Raw genomic sequence first — 23,482 nt, forward strand, 5'->3', positions numbered from 1 at the left:
AGACTCATAGGAGCGAGGAGAGACTCTTCTCGCTCTTTTCAATGAAGTAATGAACGGAGGAACCTACACACCATGTTTTCAAAAGATATCGGGATTGATTTAGGAACAGCAAACGTCGTCATCCACGTCAAAGGTCGAGGCATCGTCCTCGACGAGCCATCGGTCGTTGCCATTAAACGTTCGACAGGGAAAGTACTCGCTGTCGGGACAGAAGCGTATCAGATGGTCGGACGTACACCTGGTGACATCGTCGCCATCCGTCCACTCCGTGACGGCGTCATCGCCGACTTCGCGACAACCGAAGAGATGCTTCGTCACTTCGTCGAGAAGATTCAAGTCCGCGGTTTCTTTGGCGGCATCCGCATGCTCATCTGTACGCCGGCGAACGTGACACCGGTCGAAGCGAAAGCCATCCGTGAGGCGGCCGAGAAGGCCGGCGCAAAAGAGGTCTTCCTCGCCGTAGAACCGAAAGCGGCAGCCGTCGGTTCGGGCATGGACATCTGGAAGCCGGTCGGTCATATGATCGTCGACATCGGTGGCGGAACGACAGACGTTGCCATCCTCTCGATGGGCGATATCGTCTGCGGCGAAACGATTAAAATCGCCGGGGACCGGTTCGATACGGACATCCTCCGCGCCATCAAAGACAAGCATAAGCTCGTCATCGGTGAGCGGACGGCCGAGCAAATCAAGAAAGAGATTGCGACGGTCTTCCCAGGCGGCCGTAACGAGACGATGGATATCCGAGGTCGTGACATGGTGCGTGGGCTTCCGCGTACGGTAACCATCACGTCGGAAGAACTCCGTGAAGCGATGGCCGAATCGGCAAATGAGATCGTCGAAGCAACGAAGCGCGTGCTCGAACAGACGCCTCCGGAACTTGCGGCCGATATCATCGACCGCGGCATCATCATGACAGGTGGCGGCTCGCTCCTCCACGGGATCGACCAGCTCGTCGCCGAGCGTGTCGGGTTGCCGGTCATGATCGCCGAAGAGCCGACGCTCAGCGTCGCGCACGGCACGGGCATCATGCTCGAGCACTTGGATCGTTTGAAGTAAGATCATCTAAAGGTACGACGTCAATAGGCGTCGTACCTTTTTTGCGTTCAACACTGTCCGATTTTCCTGTAAATGGATAAAATAAGGGAGGGAGGGTTGTAGATGAATCCATTGATTGAGCGATTGACGGCAAAAGGAGTCGAGGTCACAGAGATTGAAGACCGAGGCCAAGAAGCGCGTCAAAAATGGTTGACGCACTTCATACGACCTGAACAGCCGACACGACTTTCTCCTCATCTATGGGAGGATATCGTGGCAGGGACTGACGGCTGTCTCGTCAGAACAGCCGCTGATCGCGCGTTCGAACGGGTCAGGAAGTGGAAAGCGATACTCTTTTTTCAACACTCGAACGATGTGCTCGAGCTCGATTTGACGCAAGCAAAACCACTCACTAGGAGAGACTTGATTGTTGAAACAATGGACTATGCGGATGTCTATATCGTAGACCCAGCTTACACGTGGACGTATGTCATCCCGCACGAAGCGGACTGGGGACCATATTTTCTCACCAAATTTGGGACTAAAGGGGATCATTAAATGACACGACCACTCACACTCATTACCGGCGTCAGCCGGACGCAAGGCATTGGGGCGGCCATCGCGCGAAAACTCGCTACGTCAGGTCATGACTTGTATATCACGCACTGGAGCCCGTTTGACGGCACGGAAGGTGTCGGAGCGGAACCGGACTTCATCGACGGCTTCGTCGACGAATTACGGGCATTGGGGGCTCGCGTGGCCCATGAGTCGTACGACTTATCGTCTGGAGACGTAGAAGGGTTGCTCAACCGCGTCGAAGCGGCGCTCGGTACTCCAAGCCGCCTCATCAACAACGCGACGTATGAGCGGCACGTGGGCGTCGATACGTTCACGACCGAGACACTCCGCCGGCATTATCTCGTCAATAACGAAGGGACGCTCGGTCTGACGTTTGCATTCATCGAGCGATACAAATAGGCTGGGCATACGGACGGACGAATTCTGTTCATGGTATCCGGTGGGGCGGATGCGTCCAATTTGGCCTATATCGCCACGAAAGGCATGTTGTGATCGCGATCACGCCGGCGCTCGCTAACGGGGCAGGTCAGTATGGAATCTCCGTGAACGCGCTTGACCCGGGCCCGACCGATTCGGGTTGGATTGATGACGTGCTCCGCGAACAACTCGTACCGCTGTTCCCGTATGGACGCGTCGGGACACCTGAGGACACGGCCCGCTATATCGCTTTTCTCATGGGGCCGGACGGGGCGTGGGTCAACGGCCAACATCTTCACGTCGACGGTGGCTTCGTCGGACGCTGAAAAGAGCTTCTCCCTTGAATTGGGAGAAGCTCTTTTTAATGCCATGTATAATCTTTGTCGACAAAGAGTCGAGTGGACAAATCTGTTTGCGGGAACGGCTTTTCTTTTGCATCTAACCAGTCATGGTAATCGCAAAGACAGGCGTCATCCAAATGGAGCGAGTAACCGTTGTTAATCGTCTGAACCGTGATGCTCAAATCATACTCGGCGAGCGTCTTTTTCAACCGATAGACAAGGTTATAGACGTTATGGAGCGCCCGCTGCGGCTCGTCGATATCTGGATAAAGCGTCTCGGCAATGAGCCATTTGTTGACGACTTTATCGCGGTGGAAAATCAAGTAGGCGAACAGTTCCTCGGTTTTTTGCGTCGGCCATTTGACGAGGTCGCCGTCTTGTGTCTTGACTGAGAAGTGGTCAAGACATTGAATCGTACACGTCCGGTGATGATCGGTCGATAGTGTCTCCGCGTATCGCTTCGAGACGCGCGGGATCAGGTCGTGAATCATCTGTTCGGTGATTGGTTTAAGCAGGTAGTGTGTCGCTTGTAAGTTGAACGCTTCGACCGCATATTGGCTGTGTGCCGTCGTAAAGACGACTTGCGTTGTTTCGGGTAAACGTTTGGCGAAATCAAGGCCGCTCATCTGTGGCATCTCGATATCGAGAAACACGAGGTCGACTTCCTGGTTTGCTAAAAAATCAAGCGCTTGGAACGGATCGTGGAACGAGCCCATCCATTTTAAGTTCGGTTCGGCTTGGATGAGGCGTTCCATCATCCTCAAAATATGGTGTTCATCTTCAATCAAAATCGTGCGCATGTTGCGAATTCATCCTTTCTCGTTTTGGAAGTCGAATATGCACATGCGTACCGACCCCAGGCTCAGAATTTAATTTAAACGTGGCACCTGGCAAGAAACCGATCCGATTTCTGACATTCGGGATACCGATTCCATTTGATTGTTTCAAATGCGGTGTTGGATCGAAACCGATGCCGTTGTCGGCAATCCGGATATCGATTGAATCATCCGATTCCTGGACCGATAACATGAGCCGTTTCACACCTTCTTGCTTCATCAACCCGTGTTGAACCGCGTTCTCGACGAGCGGTTGCAATAACAGCGGTGGGATTGAAGCGTTGAGCACAGATTCATCGATATCCTTCGTGATGGTGAAGGCGTCATTGAAACGAGTTTGCTCGATCATTAAGTACGAATCGATAACCTCAAGTTCTTGACCAAGTGAGATGTCATTCTCAGTGCGGCCGTTCTCAAAGATGAAGCGGACGTATGTGCTCAAGTGACTGAGTAACCGTGCTGCTTCAATCGGTGCTGTATAACAGAGCGCAATGACGTTCCCGAACGTGTTATATAAGAAGTGTGGTTTGATTTGGGCGTTGAAAAATGAGATTTCACTTTGATTGGCGAATGTTTGAACTTCCCGTTTTTGTCGCTTATCGGTCGACAAGTGAATCGGAAGTAACGTGAACATGAGCAAGAAATAAATGAGTGACATGACACTCGTATACAGTTCCTGATTCGGGTGATCAATCAAGGCGTTTAACAACTGCCCGATGTACCCGATAATGAGTGCCACCGTGAACACTAAAAATTCAAACGGATAGCCGTTATCTTTCCGCTCGAACAACCAGTTGATATTCAGACCGGTCCAAAAGAACGTGATGAACAGAACGTAAAACCATGCAAATTGATCAAACATAGTATGTGCAGTGTAAGGTAGCACCAAGGCAATCAGGCTAAGTGCATAAAATGGATACGCCACATACTTCAAAAAGTGACGGAATGGAACGCGTTCGAGCTGAAGCGCAAAGTTAATGAGCATGGCAACACTTAAGAGCGCTGTAATCAAATTCAATTTATGGGCCAAGACATAAGTCATCAGTGGGATAAGTTCGAAGACAATCATTTGATCGCTCATCAACAGTGAAATACTGACAAGGAAAAAGAAAGCGGCTCCATACAAATAAAGCGCTTCTTTGCGATGAAATAGCCAAACGATCGCATAGAACGAGAAAATAAGTAGCGAGATGAGGACGATGACAAACTCATAACTGAAATATTTATTATGGTACGTCATCATATTGCTCGTCGGTCCGATGAGCAAACTGTCGGAAACGCCAGTTGCGAGCTCCTCCGTCTCGGCTGTTTGAATCGTCAAACGAAACGTCGGGGTATGCGTATCCAGGAGAACGAGGTAAGCATGCCGAGGGTCTTCAACTGTCGATGCGTAGACGGGCGAGACGTTTTTTCCATCAATGAGGAGATTGACATGTGGGTGGTTGCGCGGGACGCGTAGTGCATATTGTCCCGGAGGTAGGCTAATGTCAGCCTCATAGGTCGCCGTTTTGTGTGGCGTCATATGCGGAACGCTTCGATAGGATTCACGGTCTACTTGATCGAGAAAGCTCGATTGGAAGCGCCATGTCCCATCCAGACGCATGATGTGTTCGGTCACGCGGGAATCGGTCAAATCGGCCGTTCCTTGTGTGACGGTGACTGCGTCGTCGATGGTTTGTCCTCGTGTCAAGGCGAGCCCGCCTGCGAGTGCAAAGACAATCATCAATACGACCAGCCCAATCGATTTAGGGGTCATCTGCATATTCCCTTCGTGATTTGTGAGTTTCTTGTGAGAAACGGACGATATACTGACACTAGTCGTTCACTTTTAGAAGTGACCAATGTTTTCTTATCGTACACGAAACTGACTTTTTTGAATAGCCGAACATACGAAACTACCCAATCCGATTAATCATCAATATGAAAGAAGGCTATATATGAAACGCTGGATTGAACAACGAATTAGCCGCCAAGTCCTCACCGTGTTTTATGTATTAATCGCCTTAATCACGTTGACGTCACTCGGCACATATTTTTATACCCAGCAGGCAATCCGAGACACGACGGTCGAACTTGAACGTATCAGTGAACAACGATCACGGGCGACCGACTTGTTCGAGACATGGCAGTCGATGCAATATGAGATGCGCGGTCACGTGTTGCTCGGGGAGGACGCCTTGCTTGCGGAAGTGAGACGAGCGCAAGAACGGATTGACGACCAGACGAGCTGGTTTGAAGAAAACGCTGCGAGCAAGGAAGAGACGACGTTCGCAGAAGATGCGCGCCTTCTGTTCAGCATTTATACGTCACGCGTCATGCCGGGTCTTGAACGGTACGTCATCGCCAAGGCGAACGGAGAAATCGATGAGCCATTCTTACAGATGGCGACCGTCGGACAACTTATGCCGAAAAATGCGGGCTCGACCCAGACCCGCTTCAAACTGAATACGAAGAGTGCGGCCGATATGAGTGCGAGCATCGTCGATATGGAATCGGTATTCACCGACTACCGGGCCGACCTTGACTTCCAAGAGACGGGTCTTCGGGAGGAACTGTCGGAACAGCTCGCCAAAGCTCAATGGATGTGGTTGCTCATCTTGCTCGGTGCATTGTTCATCCTCTTCGTCAGCCTGCAGCCGTACATCGTGCGTTTGACGAATCAACTTCAATCGCTCATCACGAACAGTGAACGACTGGCGGTCGACCCGCATGCGACGCTCATCCCGATTCAACCGTTGAAAAACGAGGTCGGACAATTGTCCAAGTCTTTTTCCGAAATGTCGACGTCATTGATTCGACAACACGATGAACTCGAGCGTGAGCGCGAGAAAACCGCGCAGATGGTACACACTATGCGGGACGCCATCGTCTTTGTCGAGCTCGAGACGAACCAACGCTTCGGGAACGAGGCGCTGTTCGAACTGTATGACCAACCATTCCCGTTCGGCGACCGTCAGAGCCTCTATCCGATTGATGCCTTCTATGCACCGTTCATGGAGCAAATCGACAATCAAGAAGGATTGAACCGCTTCACCGACCGGGCCAAACGGCTCGGAATCTTCGACGAAACGTTTACGTACTCGATGCAAGGGGGAACACGTACCGTACGGATGTACGCCGAACCGATTGAAATGCAGGACGAACGTTTCGGTGTGATGTTTGTGTCGCGGGATATTACGAAAGAAATCGAGATCGACCGCTTGAAGACGGAACTCGTCGCGACGGTCTCTCACGAACTTCGGACCCCGCTCACATCCATTCTTGGATTTACTGAATTGCTTGAACATCGGCATGTCGATGAAGAGAAGCGAAAACGCTACTTGAGCATGATTCACAGTGAGACGACCCGGCTCGAGCGGCTCGTCAGTAACTTACTGGATGTTCAGAAGATGGAAGCCGGTAAAACGGAACAAGACTTCAAAGTCGAGAATTTGTTTGAACTATTGTCTGATGTTCTTGAAATTCATGCCGGCTCAACCGAATTGCATGCGTTCCATTTCGATTGTGATGAAACGATTCGCATTTCCGGAGACCCGGCGCAACTACGTCAAGTGTTCTCGAACATCTTGAATAACGCCATTAAATATTCACCCGACGGCGGTAATATCGCCGTTAACGTCTCGTGTGATGACGATGTCATCCGGATCGCCATCGAAGACGAAGGCATGGGTGTAGCACCCGCAGATGCCGAACAGCTGTTTGAGAAGTTCTACCGTGTGCAGAACGAGCAGAGTCGCAATATTGGAGGCACCGGCCTTGGGCTTGCAATCTGTAAGGAAATCATCGAATCGCACGGCGGTACAATCAGCGTCAGTTCGGAACTGGGGAATGGGACGACCATGACGGTCGAACTCCCGATTGTCGATTGACGAAAACCACTTCATTGCGAAGTGGTTTTTTTAGTTTTTTTCAAAAAACGGTGAATGAAACGTTCCTTTGGTACGATATAGAAAGTGAAGACTTTGAACGACGAAAGGAAGACGAAGCATGCTACGCGGATTATATACGGCGGCGGGCGCGATGAACGCGCTCCAGCGTCAACAAGAGATTTTGAGCAATAACCTCGGTAACGTCCGGACCCCTGGATTCAAAGCATCAAACGGCGTCGTCCGCTCGTTCCCAGAAATGTTGCTTGCCCAAGTGAGCCACCCTGGGAATGCGCGCTCACGCGTGCAAGGCGAAGTCGGCACGTTGTCGACGGGCGTATATCTACAAGAGACGATGCCGCGTTTCTCGACGGGAAGCATCTCCGAGACGGGCAGCCCGACCGACGTATATATGAAGGTACCGGCTGACGCGACGGGTGCGGCCATGTTCGCAGTCGAACAGAACGGTGAGACGCTCTATACGACGAACGGGCGCTTCGCGGTCGATGAAGAACGCTTCTTGCGTTCAGCAGATGGCGGGTATATCCTCTCGGACGCCGGCGAACGGATTCAATTGCCGTCAAGTGAGTTCACGTTGTCAGGTGACGGACAAATCACGTCACTCGGGCAGAATGTGGCGACGCTCGGTGCCGTCCAAATCGATGACTTGGCTACACTCGAGCAAGTCGGGAACGACTATCGGGTCAACGGAGACGCCCCGCCTGCTGCGAATGTTCAGTTCCAACAAGGATTCATTGAAGAGGCGAACGTCGATCTCGATCGGACGATGGCCGACTTGATGACGACGTACCGTCAGTTCGAGGCGAACCAAAAAGTTGTCCAAGCGTATGACAAGAGTGCCGAGCGGGCCATTGAAATCGCTCGGATTCGTTAAGGAGGAAGCTTATGCAATCGATTTATAACTCGGTCTCGTCGCTCACGCAGCTTCAACGCCAGCTCGATGTGACCGGTCACAATATAGCCAACGTCGACACGGCTGGCTATAAGCGGGAACAAACCCACTTCGCCTCGCTCTTGTCGCAGGCGTATGACAATCAACCGCGCGCCGAGCTCGAAATCGGACGCGATACGCCGAACGGGATTCGCATCGGTGTCGGCGGCCACGTCGCCGATATTAGCCAACAGTTCAATATCGGCCAAATCCGAAAGACCGACCGGGCCCTTGACGTGTTCTTGAAAGCGAGCCGTCAGTTCTTCGCCATCGAGACGGAAAACGGTGTCGGATTGACCCGGAGTGGGAACATGCAGCTCTCGGTCGGCGACACGACGACGCTCGTCGACGTGAACGGTAACGCCCTTCTTGGTGCGGACGGGAACCCGATCGTCATGCCGAACGAAGCGACGGCGCACCGTGTCCGTCAAGATGGGATGGTCGTCGCCAGCGTGAACGGCGTCGAGCAAGAGTTTGGTCGTCTCGACATCGTTGAGGTACGTAACACATCGGCGCTACGACCTCTCGGTGACAACGTCTATGCGGCCGACTTGGCGGCGGACATCGATCGCCCGCTCGGCAATCTGTTGATTGAAGGGACGCTCGAGTCATCGAACGTCGATTTGACGAAAGAGATGACCGACATGACGATCACGCAACGCGCGTATCAGATGAATTCACGAGCGTTGTCGATGAGTGACCAGATGATGGGACTCGTCACGTCACTTCGGTAATCACTTACCGTTCTTCTTCGGAAGGGCGGTTTTTGCGTTACACTAAAAATAGGAGGAGGGATGGACATGCGGATTGTCGTGGCAATGGATTCGTTCAAAGGGTCACTCACGAGCGTGGAAGCCAATCGGGCGGTGCGTGCAGCGCTCGCTGGGCATGACGTCGTCGAGGTACCAATCTCAGACGGCGGGGAAGGTTTTTTGAATGCATGGTTCTTGACGCACCCGCATGCCGAGGTGGTCACGCAAGACGTGATGTCGCTTGACGGGACGGTGCGGCAAGCCCGGTATGGCTGGTCGGAACGAACGCGCGAGGCAGTGATTGAAGTCGCTGAGGCGTCCGGTCTTACTCTCATCGACGTGCTCGACCCGTGGCGCTACAGTTCTTATGGGACTGGACTGCAGATTAAAGATGCACTCGGGCACGGGGCGACACGCATCACGGTCGGTCTCGGCGGGAGCGCGACCGTCGATGGAGGGAAAGGCTTGCTCGAGGCGCTCGGCGTCCGCTTTCTTGATGAGACAGGGCATGTCATTGATTCGTTCCCGCATCAACTCGAGCGCGTCGCGCAAGTCGATTGGACCGGACTCCTACCGGAAGCGCGTCATGTCGAGTGGCGGATGGCCTCGGATGTGACGAATCCGTTACTCGGTCTATCTGGGGCGGCCGCCGTATTCGGTCCGCAGAAAGGATTGGCGCTAACGGACGTCGACCGTTATGACGAACAGCTCGCCGCGTATGCCCGTTGCTTCGAGCGTGATGTGACGGGACAACCGGGGGCGGGCGCGGCCGGCGGGATCGGCTTCGCGCTCTATCAGCTCGGAGCCGTATATGGGAGCGGGATTGACGAGGTAGTACGGTGGTCGAAACTAGAGGAAACGTTGCAAATGGCCGACTGGTTGATCACCGGGGAAGGCCGGTTCGATGAGCAATCGCTCCACGGAAAAGCACCTTATGGATTGGCCCGAATCGCATATGCACACGGGGTCCCGACGCTCGTCTTCGCGGGACAATCGGAACTGATTGCCGTTCCGGACGTCGGCATCGAAGCCGTGTTCCCAATCGTTTGCCGGGTGATGACGCTCGAAGAGTCGATGCAGCAAGCGGCGCCGCTCTTGACGGACGCCGTCAGCCGAGCGTTCCGGTTAATCGACAAAGACGCCTGAACCAACTTCGGTTCAGGCGTCTTTTGGTCACGAACGTTCTTTTAATAGGTCACGAATCTCCGAAAGGAGCTGTTCTTCACGCGACAATTCCGGCTCCGGTGTCTCTTCGACCGCTTTTTCTCGCTTCAGACGGTTCAATACTTTGACCATCATGAACAACGCGAAGGCGATGAGGAAGAACTTGACGATTTCTTGCAGGAAGTTGCCGTACGTCACGTTCACGCCGAGCACCGATACCGCGAGCGTCGAGAAGTCGATGCCGCCGATGAGGATGCCGAGGAACGGCATGAAGATGTCATTGACAAGCGACGTGACGATGGCCGTGAAGGCAGCCCCGAGGATGAAGGCGACGGCCAGGTCAATCACATTGCCTTTAATCGCAAACTCTTTGAATTCTTTCCACATAGAAATAATACCTCCTAAACGATGAATACTCTTATGGTAGCACAGCATAGGTGGGAGTGGGCAGTATTTTCACAGAAGCGTCGTTCGTGTCCTAGGCCGGGCGCTTGTTCGACCGATAGTAGATACGTTACACTTATATAGAACTCATGCAATTGTTTTATTACCAGGTACTAATATGTTATGATTAATTCAGCTGAAAGGATGTATGGACGTGGCGAACGAAGAACAGAACGGCTCGGAACAGACCGAGTCCAAAGAGCGGACGGAGCGGAAGCGATTATCGAACCATCGACGTTTCCCGATCTTGTTACGCGTCATCGTTGTCCTGCTGTTGGCTTTCGTGATGCTTGCGATTGGGGCCATCATCGGGTACAGCGTGATTGGCGGAGGCGAGTGGAAGGACGTGTTCAACATCGACACGTGGCGCCATATCACCGATTTTTGGCTAACATCATAAGGGTGGTGGAACCATGTACACGATTGAACAGATTAAAGAAGTGATCCCGCATCGGTACCCGTTCTTGCTCATCGACCGAATTCTCGAGGTCAATGAAGGCAAGCGGGCCGTTGGGTTAAAGAATGTGACGGCGAATGAGGAATTCTTCAACGGACATTTCCCGGACTATAACGTCATGCCTGGCGTCTTGATCGTCGAAGCGCTCGCGCAAGTCGGCGCGTTCGCGATGCTCAAGCAAGAGTCGAACCGCGGCAAGCTCGCGTTCTTCGCAGGCATCGACGGATGTCGCTTCAAACGTCAAGTCGTCCCAGGCGATCAATTGCGCCTCGAGGTCGAAATCTTGAAAGTGCGCGGACCAATCGGTAAAGGACGCGCCGTGGCGACAGTCGATGGAGAAGTTGCTTGTGAAGCGGAACTCACTTTCGCCTTGAAGTGAGGAGAGAACGAGATGCGCGTATTGGTGATTGCCTTGATTCTCGGATTGGCGACCATCGTCGGTTGCCAACAAGTGCAAGATGATCCGGTCGAGGAGAACGTCGTGTTCGAACAGGACGTCGATGATGCGATGATCGACAAGCGAGCCGGTCAATCAGAATCGATTGCAGTCTCGCTCGAGCGGACGAACAGCTCAACGATGTTGTTCACGATTCGGATGCTCGAAGACCGTCGCCTCGATCCGACGACGATCATTAGTTATGAAGTCGACGGCACGCGTGTCCCGATTCCGTTCGGTGAACTCGTCGCGGAACGCGAAGGGGATGTGCGCACGTACGTCTATCAAGCGGATTTGAACCCCGACCTATTCGTCACCGAGACGCTGCCTCTCTTCCATGTCGGAGAAGAGGGCGAGGCTGAGGTGTCGATGCCGCTCGAGGTTGTAGATTCGACAAATGAATGAACGAACGGATGATTTTTGTCGAAAATCATCCGTTTTTTTGTGCAGTTTTTTCGGGAATCGTCCGATACACACAGTAAGGACGAATGGAGGGAATCACATGAAACGAAATAAACCACAGTTACTGCAGACGCGAATTTTGGCGATGATGTTGGCGTTCATCACGCTGCTCATCGTCACGTTCGGCGTGTTGCAATATGTTAGCACAAAGCACACGGTACAGAGTTCGATGCAAGCCGTTCTATTGGAGGACGGGGCCCGCATCAGCGAGGCGATTGATGCGGAGGCGTATGCGGCCTTTATGCAAAATCCGACCAAAGATGAACGGTTCGAGCAGTTTCGGGAACAGCTCGACACATATCGGACGCAAATCGGGGCGATGTACGTCTATACGCTCGCAGCTGACGGCGAAGAGCTTCAAATCATCGTCGATGGCATGAGCGCGGCCGATGCGGTTGAGATTGGCACGCCGACGACGGCGACGTCGTTCGAAGATGCGAAAGCGGCGTTCGACGGTGGGGCCGTCACGACACCGATTGTCGAGGACCAAGAGTACGGGGACTATATGACGGTACTCGTTCCAATCAAACAAGGCGGGGACGTCATCGGTGTCCTCGGCATCGATAAAGGGGCGAGTGACGTCGCCGCGGTGACGGAAGACGTGTTGCAAGAGAGTTTGCCGCCGATTCTTATCGGACTCGTCGTCTTGCTCGGGGTCGCCTCAGTCATCATCTGGCGCTACCTTGGCTGGAAACTTCGTCCGCTCCGGGAGCTCGAGCGTGTCGCGACCCATATCGCGAGCGGGGACTTGGCGACGGCGGCTCGTGAGATGGACAACATCCAGTTGAAGGCGAATGACGAAATCAAGCGGCTCACCGCCTCGATGGATCAGATGACGAAAATGCTCCGCGACTTGATCTCCGGATTACAAACGTCCGCCCAGACGGTGCGTGACGAGAGCGGCAACGTGGCGAGCATCTCGGAAGAAGTGAACGATGCCTCGCGTCAAATCGCGTTCACGATGGAAGAAATCGCGGGCGGTGTCGAGAATCAGAGCGTGCTCACGATGAAACTGTACGGACATATGAATGAGTTCTCGGGACTCGTCGACCAGACGGCGCACGACGGGAACGGCGTGAGCGAACAAGCGGAAGTCGTCAGTCGTGTGACGGCAGAAGGGCTCGAACTGATGGAGGATGCCGTCGGCAAGATGACGAACATCCATCTGCAAGTGCGCGAGTCGCAAGGCCAGGTGAAGGACTTCGAGCAACAGGCGGACGAAGTGACGGCGCTCGTCACGATGATCCGTCAAATCTCTGAGCAGACGAACTTGCTCGCCTTGAACGCGGCCATCGAGGCGGCTCGTGCCGGGGAGCATGGAAAAGGCTTCGCCGTCGTCGCTTCTGAGATTCGCAAGTTATCCGACAGCGTTGCGCGGTCGGTCAGTGAGATTTCGGAAATCGTTGGCAGCGTCAAACGAAACTCGATCGCGCTCGGCGAGACGTTCACGGACAGCATGCACGCTGCCGAGGACGGCAAGCGGACGCTCGAGGAGACGAAGCGCGCCTTCAATGAGATTGAACAGAGTGTGCGGGAGATGCAGCGCCTGACGAACTCGATGCAAGGGCAGCTCGGACGCGTCAAGACGAACCAAGACGACATCAAACGTGGTCTTTCTGACATCGCGTCGATTTCTGAAGAGAGTACGGCTGGTAACGAGGAAGTGGCCGCCTCGACCGAACAGATGTCGGCGACGAGCGAGACGATGAACCGGCTCGTTAAAGATTTGTCGCACACGGCCGAGGACATGCAACGCATGAGCCGACAGTTCAAGTTGTAAACAGTCTCAAGTCAGACATACCTCCGTTGCGTCCGTTATACTAGGCGCAAGGGAGGTTTTTTCATGCAACGCGTCTCAAGTGAACTCACACAATTCCGCGGCAGTCACTATGACTTTGGCCGCTTTCAAGGACAATACATCAAGCGCAGCAAACTGCTCGAGAACCGGACCGACCAGTGGAAGCTCCGCGTCCCGCGCTTTGAGATTGACGAGCGCGAGGCGAAGCAGGCGTTCGACCGGTTCGCTCCGAAGATTTGGGAAGAACTGCTCGGCCTGCAGGATGAGCTCGAATTGACGCTCGCCGACACGCTCCTTCACTTCGGTCATTTCCGGGTCAATAACCCGGTCAGCGGCTGTTCGATTTTGACGGGGGACAACTTCCTCGTCCGCAACTATGACTATCACCCGATGACGTACGATGGGCGCTACAACGTGTTCCAGCCGGACGAGGGTTACGCCGTCATCGGTCCCGTCTCACGAGTCACGGGCCGAATGGACGGAATGAACGAGAAAGGGCTCGCCATGGGCTATAACTTTATCAACCGTCGTCGTCCCGGGGATGGTTTCGTCTGCCAGATGATCGGGCGGATGATCCTCGAGACGTGCGCGACGGTCGAAGAGGCGGTCGATTTATTAAGAGAGATTCCACATCGGGGCTCGTTCACGTATGTCGTCCACGACAAGTCGTCGAAGACGCGCGTCATCGAAGCGACACCGCGCGACATCCGTGTCCGTGAATCCAACATCTGCACGAACCACTTCGAGCTCCTGCAGCACGAGAACCGCTACCATCTCGACGACTCGACACGTCGGATGATGGAGATCAAAATGTATCAACATATCGTCCAAGACGCCGAGAGCGCGTTCCGACTCATGAACGACTCGGACAAGGGTGTCTTCTCCGAGCTGTATAAGAGCTGGGCCGGCACGATTCACACGGCCGCCTATTTCCCGGAGACGCTCGAGACGTGGTTCGCCCTCGGTGGCGACCGCGACCCGGTCATCTTCGATTTTCAGGAGTGGCTCGACGGTAAGGATTTCGATTTGCATGCCCTCGATGGGGAAATCGCGACCGATATCGAGTTTGCGAACACGGTTCAACTATGGCGATAACACAAACAGGCAGCGGCTCATGACGAGTCGCTGCTTGTTTCGTTGAAGCGGATTATGTGACTTGTAGTCGAGGTATCGTATGGGGTGAAGCCAAGCGATTCATAGAACTGTGCCCCTTGTATCGTATAGGTCCGGAGAACGACGGTGAGGAAGGTTCGCTTCGCTTCGAGCAACAATGCGTTCGCGAGACGTCTCCCGATACCTTGTCTGCGACAAGCCGGCAAAATATAAAATCGTCTCAATCGACCGAGCGGAAGTCCCAGAGAATATGGATCTTGATTCAATCCTCCGATGCCGACTAGATTACCAGAGGTGTCAAACACACCAAGTAGACACTCGCCGGGGTGATTGAACCCGTTGTGTCCATTTCGAAAGTCATCGATCAACCGGTCGAGCATGCGAAAGCCTTCCTGACGACTAGCTAAAAGCAATTGAGTCAAGTCAAGTTCCTCTAAATCGTGAATTCGTTGAATCCTATAAATCGTCATGTCCTCAGCTCCTTCAGCGTGTTGAACGGCACTGTTTTCCGTAAAAGCGGGAATACTCATAGCAGGAGGGATTCAGATGAAACGAATCGGATTATTAGCCATCATGTTCAGTTTGATTGTCGTCCTCGGCGGCTGTGTGCCGGGCGACGGGACGTACACGACCGACCCGGCCGGATTCTTTTGGGGCGTCTGGCACGGCTGGATTGCCCCGGTGTCACTCATTTTAGGATTGTTCAATGACACGTATCGCGTCTATGAGGTGAACAACACTGGCTGGTTCTATGATTTAGGGTTCTATATCGCCATCATCAGCGGATTTGGCGGGGTAGCCGTGACACGGAAGAGCCGGGGATGACGTTAGACTGGCTTTTGTCCCGTCACGGCGACCGTATGATAATCTCGCGAGTCAGGTCCTCGGCGTTCATGGACATCAATGAACCCGAGCACAGAAGCAGCAGGAATCAACTGTTCACGCACGATTGCCGTGATACCGTCCCAGTTCACGCCACCTTTCCCATCACAGTACGTGATGACGAATGACCCGCCTGGTTTGAGGATACGGTCGATGGCGGCAAGCACCGCGGGTACGTCTTCCCAAAAGTAAATCGTATGGATGCTGAAGACGCGGTCGAATTGTGCGTCCGGAAACGGGAGCGTCCCGAGATCGCCCTCGACGACTTCGGCTCGTCCGGAATGTACGTCTGCTCGATTTCGTTTCAACGCCGAGCGGACGATCGTCGGGGAACGGTCGAGTCCGGTCACATGCACATGAGCATAGCGACGTAGCATTTGTGCCAACGCGTCGCCGGCCCCACAACCGAGGTCGAGCACGCGATTGTCAGGTTGAATCAGAAGTTGCTCAATCGTCCAATCGACTTCGACCCGGTGTTGACGCACCATCTTCTCGCCGATGTATGTCCCGACGATACCGCGTGGGTTCTCGTATTGACTGTCAATCCATGTTTGAAGACGTGTGAAGCGCATCAAACCATTCCTTTCTGAATGAAGCAGTTGTAAATTGAGTGTAGCATAACCATTTTAAGAGGGGAGTTGAATCGATGCGTTCCTTTTGGATTTTCGGCAATCAGTTGTCACACGAGCTTGAGCTAGTCAGACACATCGAGGAGGATGATGTCATCGTGATGATCGAGGCGACATCCCGGGCGATGTGGCGGCCGTACCATAAACAGAAGCTCGTCCTCATCTTCTCGGCGATGCGTCATTTCGCCGAGGAGTTGCGCGACAAAGGCTATACGGTCGACTATCACGAGGCTGACTCGTTCCAGGGCTCATGGGACGACCACTTCACACGATATGAACCGGAAGAAATCCATTACACGGCCGTCACCGACGCCGCGATGGAGAAAAAACTGAAACAGTTCGGTCAAAAACACAAGCTCGTCGAACATTCGGACGTACCACTCTTCTATTTAACGAAACAGGAAGCGGTCGACACGCTCGGCAGCGGGCCATGGCGGATGAACAGGTTCTATCGCCAAATGCGGAAGCGGTTTGAGATATTGCTCGAGGATGGGAAACCGCGCGGTGGAAAATGGTCGTTCGATGCGGACAACCGCCAGCCACCGAAAGACGGGCTGACATTCCCAGCACCAATTCATTTCCGACCAGACGCGATCACAAAAGACGTCATCGAAAAAGTGAATCGTGATTTCGCTGACCATCCGGGGGACATCACGCCGTTCGTTTGGCCGGTGACGCGCAGTGAGGCACGACGGGCATTGAAACGGTTCGTTGAGGAGCGACTCGAGACGTTCGGTCCGTATCAAGACGCGATGTTGTCGGACAATCAAGAGATGTCACACAGCCTGTTGTCCGCAGCCATCAACGTCGGACTGCTGACTCCGGATGAGGTCGTCCAAGCGGCGGTGGAGTCGGACGCACCGCTCGCCTCGGTCGAAGGGTTCGTCCGTCAAATCCTCGGTTGGCGAGAGTATATGCGCGCCGTCTATGTGGCATCGATGCCGGGGTACGAGTCGGTCAACACGTTCAAGCATAAGCGCGACTTGCCGCATTACTTCTGGGACGCCGAGACAGACATGCACTGCGTCCATCAGAGCGTAAAGCCGGTCATCGAGCGTTCACACAACCATCATATCCAGCGGCTCATGGTGCTCGGGAACTTCGCGACGCTGTTCGAGGTGTCACCGCAGCAGACGAGCGACTGGTTCAACGAGATGTATATCGACGCCTACGATTGGGTCGTGTTGCCGAACGTGCTCGGGATGGCGCTCCATGCCGACGGCGGGAAGTTGGCGACGAAGCCGTATATCGCCTCGGGCAAGTATATCGACAAGATGAGCGACTACTGCAAAGGCTGCATGTACAACCCAAAACACACGACGGAAGAATATGCCTGTCCGTTCAACGCGCTCTATTGGAACTTCATCGACAAGCACGAGGAGCGGTTCGCGAAGAACCAGCGCATGAAGATGATGGTTCGCAACTGGCAAGGCCGCGATGATGCCGTCAAAGCCGACATTTTGGCGAAGGCGAGACAGACGCTCGCCCAGACTGACTCTTTATAAACGGAGGCGCCTGAAGGATGAGCTTGTATCGTCGAATGAATTTACAAAACCGACTCATGATGAGTCGTTTTTTTTACGTCGTCTTCACAAACTTTTGCACGTCCTTCACGACCGCTTTACATTCATCCGGTACGATATGACTTGTGAGACCCCACATGCCAAGTGAATAGCAACTGGTAGAACATTCGAGAGACCAACAGAAGCCCATACGTCCGTGACGTCATGTTTCTGTTGGTCCTTTTTTCTAGGGAAGGATGATTCAAGTGAATGAAGCGCTGCGCACGATCGGACAAGAGAAGATGATCGCATCCATCAAATCACCGAAACAACTCGAGAAGTTCCTGCAATCGGACGTGACGACGACGTTCCTCATGATGGGGACGCTCAGCACACTCGACCGCTACGTCGCCCATTTGAAACAGGAGAATCGGACCGTGTTCCTGCACGCCGAACGCATCAACGGCATCAGCCTCGACCGGGACGGCATCGACTATTTGGCAAAACGGGTCGGGGCCGATGGGATTGTGACGACGAAGGCATCTGTCATCCAACATGCCAAACGGGCCGGACTGATGACGGTGCAGCGTCTGTTTCTCGTCGACTCGGACGCCATCTCGTCAGGCATCAAGATGGCGAAAGACCAACAGCCGGACGCGCTCGAATTGATGCCGGGCCTGATCCCGAGCGTCATCGAACATGTCGCCGAACACGTCTCGCTGCCGATCGTGACGGGCGGGATGATCCGGAAGCCGATTCACGTGCATGAAGCACTGTCTCATGGGGCGTTCGCCGTCTCGACCGGGGACGAGCGGCTCTGGGCGTCGCAAGGAATGAAGGAGGAAATCATATGAAATCGATTCAACTGCAGAACATCAAAAAAGCATATGACGAGACAGAAGTCATCCGCGGTATCGACGTCACCATCGAGGCCGGTGAATTCTTCGCCCTCGTCGGACCGTCGGGCTGCGGCAAGAGCACGATGTTGCGAATGATCGCCGGGCTTGAGTCCATCACAAGCGGGACGCTCCGCATCGACGGCGTCGCCGCGAACGACTTGAAACCGAGCGAACGACAGCTGTCGATGGTGTTCCAAAACTATGCGCTCTATCCGCATATGACCGTCGAGAAGAACATCACGTTCGGCTTACATACGAAAGGACTGACGAAGCTCGAGCAACGCGAACGATGCCTAGCGGCGGCCGAGGCGCTCGGACTGACCGACTATTTGATGCGGAAGCCGCGCGAGCTCTCAGGCGGACAGCGCCAGCGTGTCGCCTTGGCCCGAGCCATCGTGACCGAGTCACCGATCTGCCTCATGGACGAGCCGCTCTCGAACTTGGACGCGAAACTTCGGGCCAAAATGCGCTCGGAGATCCGACAGCTGCAACGGAAGCTCAAGCTGACGATGATTTACGTCACCCATGACCAAGTCGAGGCGATGACGATGGCCGACCGGATGATGCTGTTGAACGATGGTGAAGTCCAACAAGTCGGTCAACCGCTCGATTTGTACAATAAGCCGGCGAATACGTTCGTCGCCTCGTTCATCGGGTCACCGCCGATGAATCTCACACCGGTACAACGGACGGACAACGGTTGGGCCGCCTCGGACGGACGCCTGTTCCATCCGAACACGCTGACGCGAGAAGACACGGCGACGCTCGGTATCCGCCCGGAACAAATCACGCCTGCGCAAGAGGATGTCACGTTCTATGCCGAGCTGAAGAACGTCGAGGTGCTCGGCACGGAGACGATTCTCGCCTTCGATATGGGCGGCGTCGAATGGCTCGCCAAATGGCCGGGACAATGGCCGCTGTCGATCGGGGAGAAAATCGCCTGTCACGTCGACCCGAAACAGATATCTTTGTTTGATACGAACGGCAATCGTATTGAACCGCGGCAACCGAAACTGTTCGAGGCGTTGGAGGTGTTCCAATGACGGTTGCCCTTCCGAGACAACGCGTCCGGACTCGATTATCGGACGCGACGAGCGGGCTACTCTACTTATCCCCGTCGATCGCGCTATTCGGGATTTTCCTCGTCTATCCGCTGTTCCGGACGATTTACTTGAGTTTCTTTCAAACGGATACACAAGGAACGCCGCTCAGTTATGTCGGGGGCGAGCATTACGCCAAACTGTTCACGAGCGCCTCGTTTTGGCAGAGCATTCAGGCGACGGTCGGCTTCGTCCTGTTGACCGTGCCGCTCACAATCGTCATCGCGCTCGGACTCGCGCTGCTCGCCAATGAGAAGTTACGCGGCATCGGCATCTTCCGGACGGCGTTCTCGGCGACGATGGGGATGAGCGTCGCTGCCTCGTCGGTCATCTGGATGTTTATGTACAACCCGTCGATCGGCATCTTCAATCGTTTCTTGGAAGCGGTCGGGGCAAGCGGGGTGCAGTGGCTCCTCGACCCGCAGTACGCGCTCCTGTCGGTGTCGCTCGCAACCGTCTGGATGAACATCGGATTCACGTTCTTGATTCTCCTCGGCGGCCTACAAAACATCGACCGGACGCTTTACGAGAGTGCGGACATCGCCGGGACAGGATATTGGACCCAGCTTCGGGCCATCACGATTCCGATGCTGTCTCCGACGCTCTTCTTCGTCGGCATCATCTCGCTCATCAACGCGTTCCAGACGTTCGGGCAGATTGATTTACTCACGAAAGGCGGGCCGACGAACTCGACGAACGTCATCGTCTACGCCATTTACAAAGATGCGTTCATCAACTATAACGTCGGCGGGGCGAGTGCGCAGGCCGTGCTCTTGTTCCTCGCGGTCCTGACATTGACGTGGCTCCAGTTCAAGCTCGTCGAAAGGAAGGTGCATTACCAATGACACTCCGGAAAGTAGTCACGTATACGCTCCTCGTCTTGAGCGCCGTCGTCATGCTGTTCCCGATCGCCTACGCGTTCTCAATCAGTCTGATGGACGGGAGTGAGGTGTTAAAAGGAAACCTCATCCCGCGTGACGTCACGTTCGACAACTATGTCGCTGCGTTCGAGCGCATCCCGCTCATAACGTATTTATGGAACAGTCTCGTCGTCGCACTCATCGTCATGGTTGGCCAAGTCGTCTTATCGAGTCTTGCCGCCTTCGCGTTCGTCTTCATCGATTTCAAAGGGAAAGGGCTCATCTTCATGCTCTTCCTCGCGACGATGATGGTGCCTTGGGAAGCGACGATGGTACCGAACTTCTTGACAATCCAGTCGCTCGGTTGGCTCAACTCGGTTTGGGGGCTGTCGGTGCCGTTCTTCGCGCTCGCGTTCGGGACGTTTTTGCTCCGGCAACAGTTCAAGACGATTCCATACGAGATGTATGAGGCGTCACAAATCGCCGGCATCAGCCGCTTCCGCTTCTTTTGGAACGTCGTCTTGCCGGTGTCGAAGACGCCGCTCGTCACCCTGTCGGTATACAGCTTTTTGACGACATGGAACATGTACTTATGGCCGCTCCTCGTGACAAACACGGAGCAGGCCCGCACGGTGCAAATCGGGATTAAGCAGATGCAGTCGAACGAGGTCGCCTCGGATTGGGGTGTCGTCATGGCGGCGGTCATCTTGATCATCATCCCGACGCTGATGCTGTTATTCGCAGGACAAAAGCAGTTACAGGAAGGCTTGACGCAAGGTGCGATCAAATAATAGGGGGAAACGTTCATGAAAAAGAAAGCATTATTCGCAGGGTTGGCCAGTTCGGTGTTATTGCTCGGGGCATGTGGCAGTCAAGAAGCGGAAGAGGCAGCGGCGACCACGACGACGGATGGGAAGACAGAAGTCGTGTTTTGGCACGCGATGAGCGGGGACTTAGAGACCGCACTCAACAACCAAGTCGACGCTTTCAACGAGTCACAGGACGACTATGAAGTGAAACCGGTGTTCCAAGGCACGTATGAAGAGGCGCTCACGAAGTTCAACGCCGTCGCAGGGTCACCGGACGCACCGGCCATCATGCAGACGTTCGAGGTCGGCACGAAATATATGATTGACTCGAACAAAATCACGCCGGTTCAGGAGTTCATCGACAAAGAGGACTTCGATACGGGCGTCTGGGAAGAGAACATCTTGAGCTATTACCAAGTCGACGGCAAGCAGTATTCGATGCCGTTCAACTCTTCGACACCGGTGCTCATCTACAACAAAGACGCGTTTGAAAAAGCGGGTCTCGACCCAGAGAAAGCGCCGCGCACGTATGACGAACTGAAGCAAGCTGCGAAGGCACTGACGACCGACGGGCAGACCGGCTTCACGATGCTCAACTACGGTTGGTTCTTCGAGCAACTCGTCGCCGCGCAAGGCGGGCTCTATGTCGACAATGACAATGGCCGTAGCGGGGCACCGACGAAAGCTGTCTTCGATGGGGAAGAGGGGCAGAACGCCTTCAACTTGATTAAAGAGATGTATGACGAGAAGACGTTTATGAACGTCGGTCAAAACTGGGACGACATGCGTGCCGCTTTCCAATCAGGGAAAGTTGCCATGTATCTCGACTCGTCGGCCGGCATTCGCACCGTCGCGGACAACGCCGACTTCGAGGTCGGGGCGTCATACTTACCGGTCCCGAACGAAGCTGATCGGGAAGGTGTCATCATTGGCGGAGCCTCACTCTGGATGGGTGACGGCATCGCTGATGAGACGAAACAGGGTGCATGGGAGTTCATGAAGTTTGCGGCATCGAAAGAAGCACAGGCCAAGTGGCACGTCGAGACGGGCTACTTCGCCATCAACCCGGAAGCATATGACGAGCCGGTCGTCAAAGAGATGTGGGCTGAGTATCCGCAATTGAAAGTGACAGTCGATCAATTGAGCGAGACGAAAGCTTCACCGGCGACACAAGGCGCACTCATCTCGACGTTCCCGCAGTCCCGCCAAAGCGTCGTCAATGCCATGGAGAGCCTGTATCAAGGTGTTTCGGTCAAGGACGCGTTGAAGCGTGCGGCCGATGAGACGACTTCCACCTTGGGGCAATGATATGTTGATTTACGCACATCGCGGCTATAGCGCCAAGTATCCGGAGAACACGATCAGTGCGTTCAAGGCGGCGTTACCTCACGTCGACGGCATTGAGCTCGATGTCCAATTGACGCGCGACGGACGCCTCGTCGTTATCCATGACGAGACAGTCGACCGGACAACGAACGGCAGCGGCTTCGTCAAAGATATGACGCTTCGACAGCTTCGCTTGCTCCGGACGGAGAGCGGGGAACGGATCCCGACGCTCGAGGAAGTACTCGTCTTGATTGAACCGTCCGACGTCACGCTCAATATCGAGCTGAAGACAGATCAATTTGATTATGAAGGAATCGAGTATTTGACGTGGCTCGCCGTCACCGAGTTCAAGCTCGAGCAGCGTGTCGTCTTCTCCTCGTTCAACCCGGACACGCTCGTCCGGTTGCGGGACGTCGCCCGCGAGGCGCGAATCGCCGTCTTAACTGGGGACGGTCATCCGCACTTGATTGAGCTCGTCGAACGGGTCGGAGCCGAGGCGGTCCATGCCCAACCGAAGTTTATCGGGACGAGGGACGCGGCGACGATTCGCGAACAGAATCGGTTGCTTCGCCTCTACACAATCAACAATCCGAGCGAGTTGCCGGACATGACTGGTGTCGACGCCATCATGACGGACGAGGTCGAGCGGTTCCAATCGAGGTTGCGTCATTGAAGTGAGGCTGGATATAACTCAATCGATATGTAAGAAAGAGGCCAGCTGGCGCGACGTGTGAACTGAACCCCGAATGATGGACACTTGAAAAAAGTGCCTCACTCGGGGTTTTTCGTGTGCGCATGAATCGCTATAATGAACCTATTC

The 23,482-nt window shown here is 54.3% G+C and carries 26 protein-coding genes; 21 read left to right on the plus strand and 5 right to left on the minus strand.

What is annotated here, in order from left to right; translation table 11 throughout:
• Positions 1-72: 72 nt before the first annotated feature.
• The 4 genes from mreB (at position 73) to KNP81_RS06520 (ending at position 2,360) form a co-directional block, all read left to right on the plus strand.
• On the plus strand, positions 73-1,059 hold the full coding sequence (gene mreB, locus KNP81_RS06505) for a rod shape-determining protein (protein WP_021066145.1): 987 nt from the start codon (positions 73-75) through the stop codon (positions 1,057-1,059).
• 102 nt (positions 1,060-1,161) lie between these two features.
• Positions 1,162-1,596 carry a DUF4275 family protein gene (locus tag KNP81_RS06510; RefSeq protein ID WP_214719351.1) on the plus strand — a complete coding sequence of 145 codons (435 nt, stop codon included), beginning with the start codon at positions 1,162-1,164 and terminating at the stop codon, positions 1,594-1,596.
• Entirely contained in the window at positions 1,597-2,016 is a 420-nt protein-coding gene (locus KNP81_RS06515) for an SDR family NAD(P)-dependent oxidoreductase (protein ID WP_214719352.1), read from the plus strand.
• Between the two features lie 35 nt (positions 2,017-2,051).
• Positions 2,052-2,360, plus strand: coding sequence for an SDR family oxidoreductase (locus KNP81_RS06520; RefSeq protein WP_353048079.1), 309 nt, complete (start codon positions 2,052-2,054; stop codon positions 2,358-2,360).
• Positions 2,361-2,395: 35 nt separating this feature from the next.
• On the opposite strand, the gene KNP81_RS06525 is transcribed toward KNP81_RS06520, so the two are convergent.
• A complete protein-coding gene (locus KNP81_RS06525; RefSeq protein WP_214719355.1) occupies positions 2,396-3,175 on the minus strand; it encodes a response regulator in 780 nt (259 codons plus the stop codon).
• Entirely contained in the window at positions 3,156-4,967 is a 1,812-nt protein-coding gene (locus tag KNP81_RS06530; protein WP_214719358.1) for a sensor histidine kinase, read from the minus strand. Before KNP81_RS06530 ends, KNP81_RS06525 begins: the two co-directional genes overlap by 20 nt.
• Before the next feature lie 181 nt (positions 4,968-5,148).
• On the opposite strand from KNP81_RS06530, the gene KNP81_RS06535 reads away from it, so the two are divergent.
• The 4 genes from KNP81_RS06535 to KNP81_RS06550 all read left to right on the plus strand — a co-directional run bounded on the left by KNP81_RS06535 (position 5,149) and on the right by KNP81_RS06550 (position 9,927).
• Entirely contained in the window at positions 5,149-7,080 is a 1,932-nt protein-coding gene (locus tag KNP81_RS06535; protein ID WP_214719360.1) for a sensor histidine kinase, read from the plus strand.
• A gap of 118 nt (positions 7,081-7,198) precedes the next feature.
• A complete protein-coding gene (locus KNP81_RS06540) occupies positions 7,199-7,972 on the plus strand; it encodes a flagellar hook-basal body protein (protein WP_021066151.1) in 774 nt (257 codons plus the stop codon).
• Between the two features lie 11 nt (positions 7,973-7,983).
• Complete coding sequence (locus KNP81_RS06545; RefSeq protein ID WP_214719361.1) at positions 7,984-8,763, plus strand: flagellar hook-basal body protein; 780 nt, start codon at positions 7,984-7,986, stop codon at positions 8,761-8,763.
• Between the two features lie 66 nt (positions 8,764-8,829).
• Positions 8,830-9,927, plus strand: a complete 1,098-nt coding sequence (locus tag KNP81_RS06550) for a glycerate kinase family protein (protein WP_251130286.1) — start codon at positions 8,830-8,832, stop codon at positions 9,925-9,927.
• Positions 9,928-9,954: 27 nt separating this feature from the next.
• Here the strand turns inward: KNP81_RS06550 and mscL are convergent, their stop codons facing one another.
• Positions 9,955-10,332: a large-conductance mechanosensitive channel protein MscL gene (gene mscL / locus KNP81_RS06555; RefSeq protein WP_214719362.1), complete on the minus strand. Its 378-nt coding sequence runs from the start codon at positions 10,330-10,332 to the stop codon at positions 9,955-9,957.
• 205 nt (positions 10,333-10,537) lie between these two features.
• Between mscL and KNP81_RS06560 the strand changes: the two genes are divergently transcribed.
• The 5 genes from KNP81_RS06560 (at position 10,538) to KNP81_RS06580 (ending at position 14,637) form a co-directional block, all read left to right on the plus strand.
• Positions 10,538-10,789 (plus strand): DNA-directed RNA polymerase subunit beta, encoded by a 252-nt coding sequence (locus KNP81_RS06560; RefSeq protein WP_029594701.1) that lies wholly within the window; start codon positions 10,538-10,540, stop codon positions 10,787-10,789.
• A gap of 13 nt (positions 10,790-10,802) precedes the next feature.
• Positions 10,803-11,225, plus strand: a complete 423-nt coding sequence (gene fabZ, locus KNP81_RS06565; protein WP_214719363.1) for a 3-hydroxyacyl-ACP dehydratase FabZ — start codon at positions 10,803-10,805, stop codon at positions 11,223-11,225.
• Between the two features lie 12 nt (positions 11,226-11,237).
• Positions 11,238-11,687, plus strand: coding sequence for a hypothetical protein (locus KNP81_RS06570; RefSeq protein ID WP_214719364.1), 450 nt, complete (start codon positions 11,238-11,240; stop codon positions 11,685-11,687).
• 97 nt (positions 11,688-11,784) lie between these two features.
• The gene (locus KNP81_RS06575; RefSeq protein WP_214719365.1) at positions 11,785-13,524 is read left to right on the plus strand and encodes a methyl-accepting chemotaxis protein; all 1,740 of its coding nucleotides are present in this window, start codon (positions 11,785-11,787) and stop codon (positions 13,522-13,524) included.
• 63 nt (positions 13,525-13,587) lie between these two features.
• Positions 13,588-14,637, plus strand: a complete 1,050-nt coding sequence (locus KNP81_RS06580) for a C45 family autoproteolytic acyltransferase/hydrolase (RefSeq protein ID WP_214719366.1) — start codon at positions 13,588-13,590, stop codon at positions 14,635-14,637.
• Positions 14,638-14,654: 17 nt separating this feature from the next.
• Here KNP81_RS06580 and KNP81_RS06585 read toward each other — a convergent pair whose 3' ends face one another.
• Complete coding sequence (locus KNP81_RS06585) at positions 14,655-15,125, minus strand: GNAT family N-acetyltransferase (protein WP_214719368.1); 471 nt, start codon at positions 15,123-15,125, stop codon at positions 14,655-14,657.
• 76 nt (positions 15,126-15,201) lie between these two features.
• Between KNP81_RS06585 and KNP81_RS06590 the strand changes: the two genes are divergently transcribed.
• The gene (locus tag KNP81_RS06590) at positions 15,202-15,480 is read left to right on the plus strand and encodes a hypothetical protein (protein ID WP_214719369.1); all 279 of its coding nucleotides are present in this window, start codon (positions 15,202-15,204) and stop codon (positions 15,478-15,480) included.
• 2 nt (positions 15,481-15,482) lie between these two features.
• Here the strand turns inward: KNP81_RS06590 and KNP81_RS06595 are convergent, their stop codons facing one another.
• Positions 15,483-16,109: a class I SAM-dependent methyltransferase gene (locus KNP81_RS06595; RefSeq protein ID WP_214719370.1), complete on the minus strand. Its 627-nt coding sequence runs from the start codon at positions 16,107-16,109 to the stop codon at positions 15,483-15,485.
• Positions 16,110-16,183: 74 nt separating this feature from the next.
• Between KNP81_RS06595 and KNP81_RS06600 the strand changes: the two genes are divergently transcribed.
• The 7 genes from KNP81_RS06600 (at position 16,184) to KNP81_RS06630 (ending at position 23,335) form a co-directional block, all read left to right on the plus strand.
• The gene (locus KNP81_RS06600; RefSeq protein ID WP_214719371.1) at positions 16,184-17,671 is read left to right on the plus strand and encodes a cryptochrome/photolyase family protein; all 1,488 of its coding nucleotides are present in this window, start codon (positions 16,184-16,186) and stop codon (positions 17,669-17,671) included.
• 254 nt (positions 17,672-17,925) lie between these two features.
• A complete protein-coding gene (locus tag KNP81_RS06605; protein WP_214719373.1) occupies positions 17,926-18,522 on the plus strand; it encodes a glycerol-3-phosphate responsive antiterminator in 597 nt (198 codons plus the stop codon).
• Positions 18,519-19,610, plus strand: coding sequence for an ABC transporter ATP-binding protein (locus KNP81_RS06610; protein WP_214719374.1), 1,092 nt, complete (start codon positions 18,519-18,521; stop codon positions 19,608-19,610). Before KNP81_RS06605 ends, KNP81_RS06610 begins: the two co-directional genes overlap by 4 nt.
• Positions 19,607-20,512 (plus strand): carbohydrate ABC transporter permease, encoded by a 906-nt coding sequence (locus tag KNP81_RS06615; RefSeq protein ID WP_214719375.1) that lies wholly within the window; start codon positions 19,607-19,609, stop codon positions 20,510-20,512. Before KNP81_RS06610 ends, KNP81_RS06615 begins: the two co-directional genes overlap by 4 nt.
• Positions 20,509-21,318: a carbohydrate ABC transporter permease gene (locus KNP81_RS06620; RefSeq protein ID WP_214719377.1), complete on the plus strand. Its 810-nt coding sequence runs from the start codon at positions 20,509-20,511 to the stop codon at positions 21,316-21,318. Before KNP81_RS06615 ends, KNP81_RS06620 begins: the two co-directional genes overlap by 4 nt.
• 15 nt (positions 21,319-21,333) lie before the next feature.
• The gene (locus KNP81_RS06625; protein ID WP_214719378.1) at positions 21,334-22,644 is read left to right on the plus strand and encodes an ABC transporter substrate-binding protein; all 1,311 of its coding nucleotides are present in this window, start codon (positions 21,334-21,336) and stop codon (positions 22,642-22,644) included.
• Between the two features lies 1 nt (position 22,645).
• Positions 22,646-23,335, plus strand: a complete 690-nt coding sequence (locus KNP81_RS06630; protein WP_214719380.1) for a glycerophosphodiester phosphodiesterase — start codon at positions 22,646-22,648, stop codon at positions 23,333-23,335.
• Positions 23,336-23,482: the final 147 nt, after the last annotated feature.

Origin of the sequence: Exiguobacterium sp. s149 (assembly GCF_018618395.1) — a bacterium.
GTDB lineage: Bacteria > Bacillota > Bacilli > Exiguobacteriales > Exiguobacteriaceae > Exiguobacterium > Exiguobacterium chiriqhucha.